Source organism: Clostridium sp. Marseille-P3244 (genome assembly GCF_900120155.1).
In the GTDB taxonomy this organism is placed as follows: Bacteria; Bacillota; Clostridia; order Lachnospirales; family Lachnospiraceae; genus Mediterraneibacter.
Genome location: NZ_LT635548.1, coordinates 255,113 through 268,895, shown reverse-complemented (window position 1 = coordinate 268,895; position 13,783 = coordinate 255,113). Strand labels below are relative to the sequence as shown.

General features: G+C 49.3%; 12 protein-coding genes and 1 pseudogene. 12 read left to right on the top strand and 1 reads right to left on the bottom strand.

Annotated elements, in window-relative coordinates:
- The first annotated feature begins 12 nt into the window (after positions 1-12).
- Together BQ7367_RS01210 and BQ7367_RS01205 are read left to right on the top strand one after the other, a co-directional pair.
- The gene (locus BQ7367_RS01210) at positions 13-1,260 is read left to right on the top strand and encodes a Y-family DNA polymerase (protein ID WP_072523798.1); all 1,248 of its coding nucleotides are present in this window, start codon (positions 13-15) and stop codon (positions 1,258-1,260) included.
- Positions 1,241-2,254 (top strand): acyltransferase, encoded by a 1,014-nt coding sequence (locus BQ7367_RS01205; RefSeq protein ID WP_072523797.1) that lies wholly within the window; start codon positions 1,241-1,243, stop codon positions 2,252-2,254. Before BQ7367_RS01210 ends, BQ7367_RS01205 begins: the two co-directional genes overlap by 20 nt.
- A gap of 151 nt (positions 2,255-2,405) precedes the next feature.
- On the opposite strand, the gene BQ7367_RS01200 is transcribed toward BQ7367_RS01205, so the two are convergent.
- The gene (locus tag BQ7367_RS01200) at positions 2,406-3,548 is read right to left on the bottom strand and encodes a sialidase family protein (protein WP_143142932.1); all 1,143 of its coding nucleotides are present in this window, start codon (positions 3,546-3,548) and stop codon (positions 2,406-2,408) included.
- A 256-nt stretch (positions 3,549-3,804) separates the two neighbouring features.
- Between BQ7367_RS01200 and allB the strand changes: the two are divergent.
- The 10 genes and pseudogenes from allB to BQ7367_RS01150 all read left to right on the top strand — a co-directional run.
- Positions 3,805-5,184, top strand: a pseudogene (gene allB, locus BQ7367_RS01195) (allantoinase AllB); the annotation flags it as partial.
- A gap of 9 nt (positions 5,185-5,193) precedes the next feature.
- On the top strand, positions 5,194-5,982 hold the full coding sequence (locus tag BQ7367_RS01190; RefSeq protein ID WP_072523795.1) for an FCD domain-containing protein: 789 nt from the start codon (positions 5,194-5,196) through the stop codon (positions 5,980-5,982).
- Positions 5,979-7,508: an ABC transporter ATP-binding protein gene (locus tag BQ7367_RS01185; RefSeq protein ID WP_200786677.1), complete on the top strand. Its 1,530-nt coding sequence runs from the start codon at positions 5,979-5,981 to the stop codon at positions 7,506-7,508. The genes BQ7367_RS01190 and BQ7367_RS01185 overlap by 4 nt, the downstream gene beginning before the upstream one ends.
- Positions 7,505-8,614, top strand: a complete 1,110-nt coding sequence (locus BQ7367_RS01180) for an ABC transporter permease (RefSeq protein ID WP_072523794.1) — start codon at positions 7,505-7,507, stop codon at positions 8,612-8,614. Before BQ7367_RS01185 ends, BQ7367_RS01180 begins: the two co-directional genes overlap by 4 nt.
- Positions 8,604-9,521, top strand: a complete 918-nt coding sequence (locus tag BQ7367_RS01175; protein WP_072523793.1) for an ABC transporter permease — start codon at positions 8,604-8,606, stop codon at positions 9,519-9,521. Before BQ7367_RS01180 ends, BQ7367_RS01175 begins: the two co-directional genes overlap by 11 nt.
- A 41-nt stretch (positions 9,522-9,562) precedes the next feature.
- Complete coding sequence (locus BQ7367_RS01170) at positions 9,563-10,570, top strand: BMP family lipoprotein (protein WP_072523792.1); 1,008 nt, start codon at positions 9,563-9,565, stop codon at positions 10,568-10,570.
- 19 nt (positions 10,571-10,589) lie between these two features.
- Positions 10,590-11,483 (top strand): NAD-dependent epimerase/dehydratase family protein, encoded by an 894-nt coding sequence (locus tag BQ7367_RS01165; RefSeq protein WP_143142931.1) that lies wholly within the window; start codon positions 10,590-10,592, stop codon positions 11,481-11,483.
- Positions 11,473-12,132, top strand: a complete 660-nt coding sequence (locus BQ7367_RS01160) for a bifunctional 4-hydroxy-2-oxoglutarate aldolase/2-dehydro-3-deoxy-phosphogluconate aldolase (RefSeq protein WP_159431605.1) — start codon at positions 11,473-11,475, stop codon at positions 12,130-12,132. Before BQ7367_RS01165 ends, BQ7367_RS01160 begins: the two co-directional genes overlap by 11 nt.
- Before the next feature lie 25 nt (positions 12,133-12,157).
- Positions 12,158-13,162 (top strand): 2-dehydro-3-deoxygalactonokinase, encoded by a 1,005-nt coding sequence (locus tag BQ7367_RS01155; RefSeq protein WP_072523790.1) that lies wholly within the window; start codon positions 12,158-12,160, stop codon positions 13,160-13,162.
- Positions 13,163-13,270: 108 nt separating this feature from the next.
- A complete protein-coding gene (locus BQ7367_RS01150) occupies positions 13,271-13,780 on the top strand; it encodes a DedA family protein (protein WP_072523789.1) in 510 nt (169 codons plus the stop codon).
- Positions 13,781-13,783: the final 3 nt, after the last annotated feature.

The following is a 13,783-nucleotide window of genomic DNA, read 5'->3' as shown; positions in this document are numbered from 1 at the left end:
GGCGATCGTCAGATGACACCCATTATTTTTCATATTGATGTAAATTCGGCTTATTTAAGCTGGACAGCAGTAGAACAACTGAAAAAAGGAGCCAGAGTGGATCTGCGCGAGATACCGGCCATCATCGGCGGGGACCAGAAGTCCCGCCACGGCGTGGTGCTGGCCAAATCCTCTCCGGCAAAACGATATGGCATCCGCACAGGGGAACCTGTTGCGAATGCCTTTCGTAAGTGCCCGAATCTTGCCATGTATCCCCCGGACCACAAGATGTACCGGGAAAAGAGCAGACAGCTCATGGAGTATCTTCGGACATTTACGAAAGAGATCGAGCAGGTCAGCGTGGACGAGTGCTATATGAATTTTACGCCTATCATGGGCCGCTATCATTCTCCTGTAGACGGAGCAGTGGAGATCAAAGACGGCATTAAGGAGCGTTTCGGGTTTACTGTCAATATCGGTATTTCAACGAATAAGCTGCTGGCGAAGATGGCTTCGGATTTTGAAAAGCCGGACCGGATCCACACACTGTTCCCTGAGGAGATCCGGGAAAAAATGTGGCCGCTGCCGATCGGAGATCTCTATATGGCGGGCCGGTCCAGTGTGGAAACGTTCAAAAAGCTTGAGATCAATACGATCGGCGACCTGGCCGGGACAGATCCGGATCTGATCGCGCTGCATCTGAAAAGCCACGGCAGGATGCTGTGGGAGTTCGCCAATGGAAGAGGGGCGGAAGTAGTCCAGGCGGAGCCGGAGGAAGCCAAGGGGATCGGTAATTCTACGACGTTGAAAGAAGATATATCAGATATGAAAGAAGTCCGTCCGGTTTTTGAGGAACTGGCAGACAGTGTGGGAAACCGCCTGAAAAAGGCAGGAAAAAAAGCCGGCATGGTGAGCGCGGAGATCAAGTATTATGATTTTCGGACGATCTCCCATCAGATACAGCTGGACCGGCCGTCCAATGATCCGGCGGTCCTCAGCGAGACTGCTTGCGCGCTGTTCCTGGAAGTGTGGAGCGGGGAGCCGGTCCGGCTTCTTGGGATCCGGACGTCCAAACTGACCGATGAAGCGGCTCCCGAGCAGATGTCTATTTTCGATATAGAACCGCCGAAAGAGATGGATGAGAAGCACAGACGCGTGAAAAAGGCAATGGATGAATTGAACGCCAGGTTCGGGCAGGGAGCGGTAGTGAAGGCAAGTCTGATGAAAAGAAACGCGGGAAAGCAAAATGCAGGGAAACACGATGAAAAGAAAAAATTATAATCTGGAACTGATCCGGCTGATATCCTTTGTCCTGGTTATCGTGATCCATGTGACCAATTATTTCTGCAGGGCATATGGAAAGATAAGCGGCGGAGAGTATCTCTTTTCGCTGGCGCTGGATACGGCCGCCAGAGTCAGTGTACCCTGCTTTTTTATGATCACCGGCGCGCTGCTTGTGGGAAGGGATGAACCTCTGGCCAAGCATGGACGCCGCCTTCTGCGATTCCTTGTAGTGCTGATCGTATGGAGTGCGGTCTATTATTTCTGGAATACATTTTACATGGGGACGCCCTGTGACCTGGCAGCCATTCTGGACAAACCGACAGAGGAACATCTGTGGTATCTGTACGCAATGATCCCGATCTATCTGGTGCTGCCGTTCTTTCAGGTGATGTGCAGAGGAATGAGTATGAAGCTGGAAAAGGCGTTTCTTGCCGTGGCGTCTGCTGCTGTTCTTTTAAACTATATCCTGAGGCTTATGGACCAGGAGGCTTACTATGATCTTCCGCTGATCGGCGACCGCGCCTATGCCTACTATGTGTTTGTAGGCTATTATATCTATAAATACAGAAGACATATCCGTCTTGGCCAGAAAGCGGCCGGGATCATATGCGTGTGCGGTCTGGCCGCGGCTTTTGGAATCACACTTGCAGTGACAGTCAGCCAGGGCAGCCATTATGAGGGAGCCCTGACATATGAAACGCCGTTTATCGTAATAGCCGCCGCTGCATTCTTCCTGCTGATGCTCAGACTGAAAGAAGCGAATTTTGTTCCCGGAGAGCGGGCGCAAAAATGGATCGATCTGTTCTGCGGCTGTTCCTTTGGGATCTATCTGATCCATATTCTGTTTCTCGATAATTACAAAAAATTTGTGGAGCCATGGGATCTGTCCGCCTGGATCGCGGTGCCGGCCTTGGTGATCAGTATAGGGGCAGTGTCGTTTGTCTGCATCTGGCTGTTGAGAAAGACGAAAGCCGGAAAATGGTTTTCCTAAAATGCGGGGGGTTGAGTGTGGGCAGAAAACAAGATGACGGACATTCCTACCCCCATTGTCAATGATACGGATCAGGAGCCGGTTCTGTGTCGTGACCGTGTGGAGAGTGTTCTTTCCGGCTTCTTCGATAGCATCAAAGCCATGCTGTATATCATCCGTATGCCTTATTTATGGTGTGGGCCAGAAAGGAATCCGGGCTGGAGATCACTCCGTCCAGGATTTCTTTTTCAGTGATTCTTGACAGCAGTATCTCTCTTTCTGTTACTCTTTCCCAGTCATATGTGATATAGATAAATCCGCCGCGTTCGGTGGCATCGGGATATGCTGCGTCGTTCCTGGGATCCAGGAGCAGTGTACCCGCCCAGGTCTGTCCCTCATCCCGGCTTATCATGGCAGTCAGATTTGTCCTGCCGCGCCAGGATTTTACCGGTCCCTGTTTTCTGATTTCTTCCAGATCAATGCGCTCCTCAAACTGATAATGATTGACCATGAGCAGATTTCCGGAGGAAAGGCGCCGGATAAAGAACCGGGAGCAGGGGCCGTCAATATGACATTTCCGTCCGGCAGACCATGTCCTTCCTTTATCTTTGGAAAAGCTTTCCCCAATTCCGTCAAAAGTCCGGCTGAGCATCCAGATGGTGCCGTCCTTTTTTTCATACAGCATATGTTCATCAAAACTCCGGTTGGGCATATCGGCATGCCCCAGGAGATGGAAAGTTTTCCCGCGGTCAGAGGAAATATAGACATTAGGATAATATTCGTCCTGGAGCCCATGGTCCTCAGTCGGGGGTTCGCTGATCCAGATCGCGCATGGCAGGAGCCATTCTCCGCTGGACAACACGAGCGGTTTATTGATCATGACTCCGTTGGCGATCCGGCGGGGCTCTGAAAAGGTGAGTTCCCGGAAAGGAACCTGCGGATGCTGACATACGGAAGCCCATACGCCTGCCCGTCCGTCATTGAAACCCCGGCCCTGATTCCAGAACAGCCAGAGGCGTCCTTCCGGGTCCAGCCATATGTTCGGATCATAGAGGCGGATGGCTGGATCCGGATGCTTGATCACAATAGAATCTCCCGAGAAGGTCAGCCCCCGGTCAGTGCTTATAATGACTTTTATGTAATTGCCAGGTACCTCCGGCTCAGCTCCCCCGTAAAATATGACAAAGACAGAACCGTTGTCCAGTGCCTCAACAGAAGGCGCAGCCTGCCAGCGGCGCACCGAATCTTGAAATTCATTTTCCTCTGGATTGAATTTTAAGATAGCAGGGGTCATGGCAGGATCAAGATAGTCCATTTCTATACCTCCATTTCAAAAACGATATAATTTTCCGACAATTTTTTGACAAAAATATAATAATCTCGAAAAAATGTAATTGTCAAACGAAAAAACAGATAAAAACATCAAAACAGGAAAATGCACAAACATACCTATTCAAAATTAGAAATAGTTACAAAAAGAAAATGAGTAAATTGAAGGCGAAAAACAGAAGCTTTATACTCATCATAGATGAGCAGTCAGGAAAGAGGCGCTCAGAGAAGAGAAAGAAGGTGAAAGTTTGCTTGATTTAGCAATCAGGAACGGCATACTGGTGCTGGAAAACGGTGTTGTATGCGGTGAGGTCGGGATTCGGGACGGAAGGATCGTCTGTATCGGACAGGAAGGAGAGATCGGAGAAGCGCGGCAGACTGTTGACGCGGAGGGGAAATATATATTCCCGGGATTTATTGACCCTCATGTACACTGCTGGGATCCGGGACGAGGGATCCGGGACGACTGGTATTATGCGTCCAGAGCAGCGGCAGCAGGAGGGATCACCACGATCATAGAGCACCCTTTGAGTATTCCGCCTGTAAAAGACGAGGCTTCTTTTGCGTTGAAAAAAAGGACGGCAGGCGAAAAATCCTGCGTGGATTTTGCTCTTTGGGGAGCGCTTGTCCCGGACAATCTCAAGGAACTGGAAAAGATGTATGCAATGGGAGCAGTAGCGTTTAAAGGTTTCATCTCATACTGCAATGAAGATTATCCCCACATTCCCGACTCTGTGCTCTATGACGCCCTCCGTCTGTCCAGAAAAAAAGGCTTTCTTCTGGCTGTACATGCGGAGAATGCGGAGATGGCGGATACAGGAGAAAAGAGGATGAAGGCGCAGGGGCGCCGGGATCCTCTGGCACACATGGAGAGCCGGGACGAGATCGTGGAGTTGGAAGCTATCAACCGGGTGATCTTTTTTACGGAACAGACCGGCGGTCATATGCACATCGTACACATGACTATTGCCGGAGGAGCTGAACAGATCAGAAAAGCACAGCAGAGAGGTGTGGATATCAGCGCGGAAACCTGCCCACATTATATCGCGGCGGACTGCAGGCTGCTGGAAGAGCGTGCCGGGTTCGCGAAGTGTACGCCTCCCCTGCGCAGACCGGAAAATACAGAAGCAATGTGGGAATACTTAAGAAACGGGACGATCACTATGATCACATCGGATCATACCGATTATCTGTACGAGGAAAAACTGGCGGCAAAAGAAGATATCTGGGCATGTGAAAACGGCATGCCGGGCGTTGCGACGCTGGCTCCGCTGACTTTGGATGCATGTATGAACAGACACGGATTTTCTGCGGCCGAGACAGCAAAGCTTCTGTCGACAAACGCAGCCAAAAAATTTGGAATATATCCGAGAAAGGGATGCCTGCGGATCGGGGCAGATGCAGATTTTGCAATTGTGGACATGGGAAGAGAATGGATCGTTGACGGCGGAAAATTATATTATAAACAGAAATGGAGCCCCTATGACGGATGGAAGATCAAAGGCGCGGTAGACAAAACGATCGTCAGAGGAAAAATCGTCTATGACAGCGGACGTATTCTGGCAGAGAAAGGATACGGCAGATTTATCAACCCTAGGGAAATTTCTGAAGAATCATTATAGGAGACCAGTATGCAGGATATGAATTATCAGCAGATCAGAAAAAGTGGGTTTTTCAGATCAAATTCAGAGATCATGCGGTTTCTGATCCTGGAGTATCTGGCTGAGTCAGACACGTCTATGGGAAGCTGGGTTCTGACAAACAAGCTGAAAGAGCAGGGTCTGAAAACCAGTCTGGCCACAGTAGGAAGGGCTCTGAAAGCTTCCGATGGAGACGGGTATACAAGTCTTGAAAACAATGAAGGACGGATGATCACGGAAAAGGGCAGGGAGTATGTCCGGAAAAATCAGAACGAGATCCGCCGGTTTTATCTGAACAACAGACTGATGAATTCAGTGAAGATCGATTCTTCAAAACAACTGGAGGATATCATTACCGTAAGGATCCTGCTGGAGACTGATTCCGTGCGCAGGGCCGTGCTGAACCTGACAGAGGAGGCTGTCGGGCGGATGAAGAGGATCCTGACAGAAGTAGATGCGCATCCGGAAGACCTTTCTCTTGTCACAAGGCTGAATGCACAGTTCCATAAAGAAATCGCCGCAGTGGCAGATAACCGGTTTGTGATGACGATCATGGACATTTTGCTGGATGAACAGTGGAATATAGAAAACAGCTTTGATGTACAGCCAAAATATCACAATTATGAAAATGCACAGGATCATTGGCGGATTCTGCGATCCATGGAGGAGAGAGACCCGGACAAAGCCGCCCGACACATGAAACGGCATCTTGAAAAACTGCGGGATGACGCACTGAGAGGAATACAGTTTTCCGATGAAGAGGAAGAAAGGAACGGATGATCATGGGAAACCGTGTGGAAATGACAGGGATCACAAAGCGTTTTGGCGCTGTCACAGCAAATGACAAAGTGGATTTTGTCTGCAAGGATTATTGTATCCACGGCCTGATTGGGGAAAACGGGGCCGGGAAGACAACGCTGATGAAGATCCTGTACGGGATGTACAGCCCGGATGAGGGAAGCATCAGGATCAACGGAAAGGAGGTCAGGCTGACTTCTCCAAAAACAGCGATCCAGCACGGGATCGGTATGGTACACCAGCATTTCACCCTGGTTCCGTCACTGACTGTGGCGCAGAATATCATACTGGGGAATCCGCCTAAAAAAGGACTGGGTGTAATCGACCGGGACAGGGCCATCAAAAAAATCCGGGAAATGTCAGAGCTCTACAATCTGAAAGTAGATCCGCTGGCCGTTGTGGAAGACCTTCCGGTAGGAATCTGTCAGAGAGTGGAAATTTTGAAGGCTCTTTACCTTGGGGCAGATATTCTGATCCTGGATGAGCCGACAGCGATCCTGACCCCCCAGGAGATCAGACAGCTTTTTATTACGCTCAAGGAATTAAAGGAAAAGGGAAAGAGTATCGTTCTGATCACACATAAGCTGGCGGAACTGACCTCTGTGACAGATGATATTACGATCTTAAGGAACGGGAAAGTAACCGGACATCTGAAGACCAGCGAGACCTCGGAAGAGGAGATCGCCCGGATGATGGTAGGGAAAAAGATGAATATGGAAGTCACAAAGGAAGAACACCGGCCAGGAGAAGTCAGGTTAAAAGTGACGGATCTGACCAGATATGACAAATTTGGCGTGCAGACTCTGGATCAAGTATCTTTTGAGGTGCGGGCCGGGGAGATAGTGGGAGTTGCAGGTGTCCAGGGAAATGGGCAGACAGATCTGATCGATGTGATCACAGGATTTGAAAATGAGTATGACGGCACTGTTATTATAGGCGGGAAAGAATTTCGCGCACAGGATGGTGTGGCAAAGAGGCGTTTACAAGGTCTGATGCATATCCCGGAAGACCGGCAGTCAAGAGGAGCGGCGCTGGAAGCATCCCTGCTGCAGAACTACAGTATGGGAAACTTTATCAATCAGAGGGGCGGCTCACCGCTTATCAACTGGCGAAGCCAAAAGGTAAAAGCGGAGGAAGCCTATAAAATGTATGGGATCAAATATGGAAAGATAGAAGATCCGGCCTATTCCCTTTCAGGAGGAAATCTCCAAAAAACAATAGTGGCACGGGAAATGCTGGCAGAACCGACTGTGCTGATCGCTGCTCAGCCGACTCGGGGCGTGGATATAGGCGCAACAACTTTTATCCATGAAAAACTACTGGAACAGAGAGAAAAAGGCGTAGCTATCCTGCTGGTATCGTATGAACTGTCTGAGATCATGTCGTTAAGTGACCGGATCCTGGTGATGTATAACGGGAGGATTATCGGCGAGACTACGACAAATGAGAGCAGCGAGGAAGATATCGGGCTTCTGATGGCCGGAATCAAAGGAGGTGACGCTTCGTGAATTTTGATTTCAGACAGCAGCCGATCAAGATCAGTTCAGCGATCCTGGCGATTATACTGGGTCTGATTGTCGGATCAATTTTTATTGCTTTTACCGGGAATAATCCTATTATAGTTTATGGCTATATGATAAGCGGTGCCTTTGGCAGCCCGTCCGCTATTGCGTCCACCCTTCGCTGGACAACGCCTCTGCTGTTTGCGGGACTGGCGGCAACGGTAGCCTTCCGGGGCGGGATGTTTAATTTTGGAGTAGACGGACAGCTGTATATGGGAGCTTTTGCGGCGGCGCTGGCCGGTATCTATTTTGAGGGACTGCCCATGTTTCTGCACATCTTGGTCTGTTTTGGGGCAGCCATGATCTCCGGATGTCTGTGGGCAGTAATCCCGGCACTGATCCGGGTACGTCTGGGAGGAAATGAGGCCATTCCGGCAATGATGATGAATTATATCGCCATGTATCTGTGCGATTATTTGACGCAGACATTTTTTCTGCCGGAGGATACCTACGGACAGACTATGGCGACAGAACTGATCAGTGAAAATGCCAGACTGGAGAAAATCATACCGCCGTACACAGTGACATATGGATTTGTGATCGCGGTAGCGCTGATCATCCTCGCGCATTTTGCGTTAAAGTATACGAAAGCCGGATTTCGGGTATCAATGACAGGATTGAACAGTGAATTTTCTCATTATGGCGGGATCCAGGTCGATCAGATCCGGTGGCGCGCGATGCTGCTGAGCGGGGCGATAGCCGGACTGTGCGGGGCCGCGGAGGTAATGGGCGTTACCTGGCGTTATGAATCAGGATTTTCACCGGATTTCGGGATTGAAGGAATTCTGGCGTCCCTTCTGGGAGGGAATGAACCATTCGGACTTTTCCTCGGAGCGCTGTTTATGGGGGCGATGAAAGCGGGTTCCCTGGTAGTAGAGAGAAGCGCCGAGGTGCCAAGAGCCCTTGCGGAAGTAATCAAAGCTTTTATCATCTGTTTCGTATCGGCGAGATATCTGTCCGCCTATATCGGACTGGACAGGCTGACAGAAACAGCGAAAAGGGCTTTCTATAAAATAAGAAAGAAAGGAGGAGATGAACCAGATGCTGAATAATCTTATCATTACCGTACTGGCAGTATCTGCGCCGATTCTGCTGTGCGCGATCGGTTCTTTGCTGTGTGACAGGGCAGGAGTGACCAATATTTCCCTGGAAGGAACAATGCTGATTTCTGCTTTCGCGGCAGTTGCCGGATGCTATTTTACAGAAAACTGGATCACAGGCATACTGGCCGGTGTGGGAGCCGGACTGGCAGCATCGCTTTTCTTTGCTCTGATAACGATCAAATTCGGCGGGGCTGAGCTGGTGGTCGGCTTTACGATGAATGTGCTTTTAGACGGATTGTCAATCTTTCTGCTCAGGACGATCTTCGATGTCTCCGGGTCACTGGTATCGGAACGGATCGTAAAGATCCCTGAGTTTTCCGTGCCGGTGCTGAAGGATATTCCGATTTTGGGCGGCTTTATGACAGATCTGAATATTCTGGTATGCTTTGCGTATATCAGTGTATTCCTGGCATATTTTATTCTGAAAAAGACGCAGCTGGGATTGCAGATCATATCCAGCGGAGAAAATCCGCAGGCTGCCGCGACGGTGGGAATCAGTGTCTACAGGATCCGCCTTCTGACTTTGGTCATCACAGGAGTCCTATGCGGACTGGCAGGTGCTCAGTTGTCCATTGGATATCTGTCTATGTTCACGGAAGGCATGACGGCAGGCAGAGGATTCATCGCGCTGGTGGCGGTCATGTTTGCCCGGGGAAATGCCCTGCGGGTGCTTCTGGTGACGATGCTGTTCGGAACGGCGGAAATGCTGTCGAATTATCTGCAGCTTTATGAGTACTCATCCTATTTGATCCTGATGATCCCATACATCTGCGTGATCGCGCTGACGATTATTCAGCTCATGTTGGAAAAAAAGAAGCAGAAGATCAAAAGAGCAGTAAAGAAAGCAGTTCAGTAATCCGTTATTTAAATTCATGAGAACAATTAGGAGGAATATGTATGAAAAAGAGATTGTTGGCAGTACTTCTTTGTATGGTTATGCTGGTTCTTGCGGCAGGATGCTCCGGTGGAGACAAGGAACAGAGCAGCGGGGAAGCTGAAGGAGGAGATATCACAATGAGCGCTGCATTTGTGACGGTGCAGCCACTTGGAGACCCTACGATTGATCTGTGCTACGCGGGTTTTGAAAAAGCTGTAGAGGAGTTTGGCTTTGAAGAGACGACTGTTGTAGAGGCGAAAGCCGGAGAATATGAAGAAAATTTCCGGGCTCTCTGCGAGGAGGGATACGGACTCATTATCGCCAATATGCCGGAACTGCAGGAAGCAGTCGGAAGAGTGGCGCCTGACTATCCGGATACAAAATTTATGATCGCGCTTGGCGAGGCAGACGGTGACAATGTAATCAGCACATGGAACGAGGAACAGTACGGAACCTATATTACAGGAGTGTATGCGGGACTGATGACAAAAACGAACAAGGTAGCGTTCCTCGGCGGTGTGGACAACGATCAGCTTGGCAGAGTAGGCGGCGGTTTTGTGGACGGTGTTGCCGCTTCCAATCCGGACTGTGAAGTGGAAGTAATGTTCGTCGGCGATTTCTCGGATCCTACCAAGGGAAAGCAGATGGCGGATCTTCTGTACAATGAGGGATGCGATATCATTTTCCAGGCGGCCGCAGAATCTGGAAAGGGCGTTTTTGAGAGCGCGAAAGAACTGGGTGAAGGACATTATGTGATCGGTATCGACGTGGATCAGAACGGGGATCTCCCCGGACAGGTGATTGGCTCTTTTGTGACACCATACGATGAGTGGGTATATGAGGCGATGAAGGAATATGCAGAGGGGAATTTTGAGGGTCGCGTAATCTATAGGAGTGTTGCAGAAGGGACAACCCTGAAAATGGCTACAGACTATATCGATGTTCCGCAGGATGTACAGGATGCGGTGGCGGAAGCTACGGAACAAGTACTGAACGGAGAGATCGAGCCGTCATCAACTTTAAAATAGCAGGAAGGGGGCAGTTGTCTTGAAAACAGTTATGGTGATCGGATGCAGCGGACTGATCGGGCATGCTTTGGTGAAGAAACTTTTGGATGAAGGCTATGATGTAGTCGGATATTCCCGAAATATTCCGGACATTAAAAACCAACATTTTTTCCCGTACATAGGGGAATTATATGAAATCAGCCGTATGGTCCAGGCAATGCTGGATCACCAGGTGGAAGTTGTGGTACACAACGCGGCTTTGTCCCATCCGAAGATGGCGGCGGATGACCCGTACAAAATGTTCCAGATCAACCTGGCAGGTGTGATCAATTCCATAGAAGCAGCAAGGATCACCGGAGTAAAAAGATATCTTTTTGCCAGTGCAGCCGGGGTATATGGCAATAACATCTCAGATCCGATTACTGAGGACATGCCGCTGCAGTCGGAATGTGCTTATGATTCGTCCAAGATCGCTGCCGAGGAAGTTGTAAAAAATTACGGAATCGAGTGTGGGATCCTTCGTATTGGGTTCGTATATGGACCGGGACGTGTCCGTGAGTGTCCGATTGCGATGCTGCTTAAGGCAGTCCATGAGAATACAGCAGTGAGATGGGACTCCGGAGCAGACCAGTATCTGGATTATGTATACATTGATGACGTAGTCCGCGGCATGACACAGGCTGTGGGTGCAGAGAAACTGAGGTATAAAGTTTACAATATGGGTGGGGGTATGTTCACTCCATACCGGAATGTTGTAAAGATTGTCCAGGAACTGTTTCCACAGGCCAGGATGGAGATAGGGAGCGGCGGACTGGGATATGATAATATTGGGAGGATGGACAACAGCAGGGCCTGGGAAGATTTTGGCTATAAACCCCAGATAACTCTGGAAGAAGGAATCAGAAGATATGATGAATGGCTGTTTGGAAAATAAAGCATATAAAAAACGTTTTTTCAATGAGAAACTAATCGCTATTCTGAGAGGAGTAGATCAAGAGCGGCTTCCTGCAACTGTAGACGCACTGAAAAAGGGGGGAATCACATTAGTCGAGATTCCGTTTGATCAAACAAAGACACCGGAATACACGACAGAAAAAATAAAGACGGTGCTCACCAATTTCAGCAGAGAAAACGTACTCTGTGGAGCCGGAACGGTTCTGTCACCAGAACAGGTACAGGCTGCGTATGATGCGGGAAGTAGTTTTATTATAACGCCTTCTGCAAAGCAGGATGTCATCCGCTGTGGAAAAGAGCTTGGACTGTTTGTTATGGCAGGCGCGATGAGCCCGACAGAGATTGAAAATGCATATGAATGGGGAGCAGACGTTATTAAGATCTTCCCGGCAGACGTACTGGGAGTTTCTTATATAAAAGCTCTGAGAGGTCCATTCCCCTATATCCCTCTGGCAGCAGTGGGAGGGGTGGATCTGGATAATATTAGCCGGTTCTGTGACGCAGGGATTTCCATGTTTGGCATTGGAGGCAATCTGGTGAGAAAAGACATGATCTGCGGCGGGGATTATGACAGGATGGCAGAGCTGGCCGGAAAGTATGTTGAAAGGATCCGCGCATACCAGAAATAGCGGGAAAAGCGGCAGGAGGTCCGGCATGAAGTATATTCTTACGATAGACACAGGAACTACAAATACGAGAGTACTCCTCTGGAAGAACAAAACAGAACCGGTACGATTGGCACAGACGGCAGTAGGAGTAAGAAATACAGCCGTTGACGGGACTAACAGGAAATTAAAGGCGGGACTACGGCAATGCATGGAACAGATCCTGCATATGGAAGGAATCTGCTGGGATGACGTCGGAAGTATTCTGGCCGCAGGAATGATTACGTCAGAACTGGGACTGGTGGAGATCCCCCATGTGGAAGCGCCTGCCGGGGTCCGAGAACTGTCCCTACACATGGAGAAACATTGCATGCCGGAGATATGTCCACTGCCGGTCTGGTTTATTCCAGGGATCAGAAACCAGGGGAGTGTATCCAATCTATCCGGCGTAGAACAGGCAGATATGATGCGGGGCGAAGAGGTAGAGAGCCTGGCGCTGCTCCAACGTTTCCCAGAAGAGGGACAGAAACTGCTGGTGTTGCCGGGAAGCCATACGAAATATATATCTGTCGATGAACAGGGAAAGATTCAAGGCTCGGCTACATCCATTGCCGGGGAACTGCTGGAGGCCATTACGAAAGAGACAAGCATTGCAAAAACAGTGGATTCTCACTTCGCCGAGGAAGAAAATTATGACAGTGATATGGCATTGCTGGGCTATAAGACGGCACGGGATGTGGGGATTGGGCGTGCCTGCTTCTGCGGAAGGATCATGGAGATCCTGCTGGAACAGACACCGGACCGGATAGCAAGCTATATCCTTGGGGCTATTCTTGAAAGTGATATCCGGATGTTGAACAGCAGTGCGATTTCAGGCCAGAAGAAGGCCAGGATTATAATAGCGGGGAAAAATCCGCTCCGGCAGGCCCTGTATGAGATTTTTTCCAGAGAGGTAAAGTGTGCGGAAGTTACGCAGTATATACCAGAGAAAAATGCTGTGCCTTTAAGCGCGGCCGGTGCGATGCTTGTAGCCAAGCAGGCAGGGCTCCTTTAATTTCTGTCTTTCCAGAATAAAAATCTTTAACATTTCTTTAGAATCTTATATCAGCCCCCTTAAGATTTGCAGGATATCCTGTATACAGTTGAAAGGGGGCTGTATTTTTTGACTATCCAGGATCTTACCAATTATTTTTTACAATATGGCGCTTTTTTCATCTATCTGATCGTACTATTGGAATATCTCAATCTCCCCGGATTTCCGGCAGGAGTGATCATGCCTCTGGCGGGGCTGTGGGCGGCTCAGGGTGAAATCAGTTTTCCGGTAGTCATGCTGCTGACTGTAGCGGCAGGACTGACCGGAAGCTGGGCTCTATATCTGTTGGGCAGATTTGGAGGGGGAAAACTTCTGGAAGTTTATTTCAGAAAATTTCCAAAACACCGTCCGGTCATTGAGGAAAAAATGGAGTTTCTAAGGAGAAAGGGGTCAGTCGGTGTGTTTATCAGCAAGCTGCTTCCCATGGTACGTACGATCATCTCTATTCCGGCGGGAATGGTAAAGATGGATTTTGCGAAATATACGATCAGTTCGATCTGTGGAATATTCCTCTGGAATCTGGCATTTGTCGGAGCAGGATATTTCTTCGGGGACGCGGCGATTCGACTTTTATCTTAGGAC

What these genes read in the sequence shown, in the direction of transcription:
- BQ7367_RS01210 (WP_072523798.1), top strand. Translation starts at nt 13, where the DNA reads ATGACACCCATTATTTTTCATATTGATGTAAATTCGGCTTATTTAAGC.
- BQ7367_RS01205 (WP_072523797.1), top strand. Translation starts at nt 1,241, where the DNA reads ATGAAAAGAAAAAATTATAATCTGGAACTGATCCGGCTGATATCCTTT.
- BQ7367_RS01200 (WP_143142932.1), bottom strand. Translation starts at nt 3,548, where the DNA reads ATGGACTATCTTGATCCTGCCATGACCCCTGCTATCTTAAAATTCAAT.
- BQ7367_RS01190 (WP_072523795.1), top strand. Translation starts at nt 5,194, where the DNA reads ATGCAGGATATGAATTATCAGCAGATCAGAAAAAGTGGGTTTTTCAGA.
- BQ7367_RS01185 (WP_200786677.1), top strand. Translation starts at nt 5,979, where the DNA reads ATGATCATGGGAAACCGTGTGGAAATGACAGGGATCACAAAGCGTTTT.
- BQ7367_RS01175 (WP_072523793.1), top strand. Translation starts at nt 8,604, where the DNA reads ATGCTGAATAATCTTATCATTACCGTACTGGCAGTATCTGCGCCGATT.
- BQ7367_RS01170 (WP_072523792.1), top strand. Translation starts at nt 9,563, where the DNA reads ATGAAAAAGAGATTGTTGGCAGTACTTCTTTGTATGGTTATGCTGGTT.
- BQ7367_RS01155 (WP_072523790.1), top strand. Translation starts at nt 12,158, where the DNA reads ATGAAGTATATTCTTACGATAGACACAGGAACTACAAATACGAGAGTA.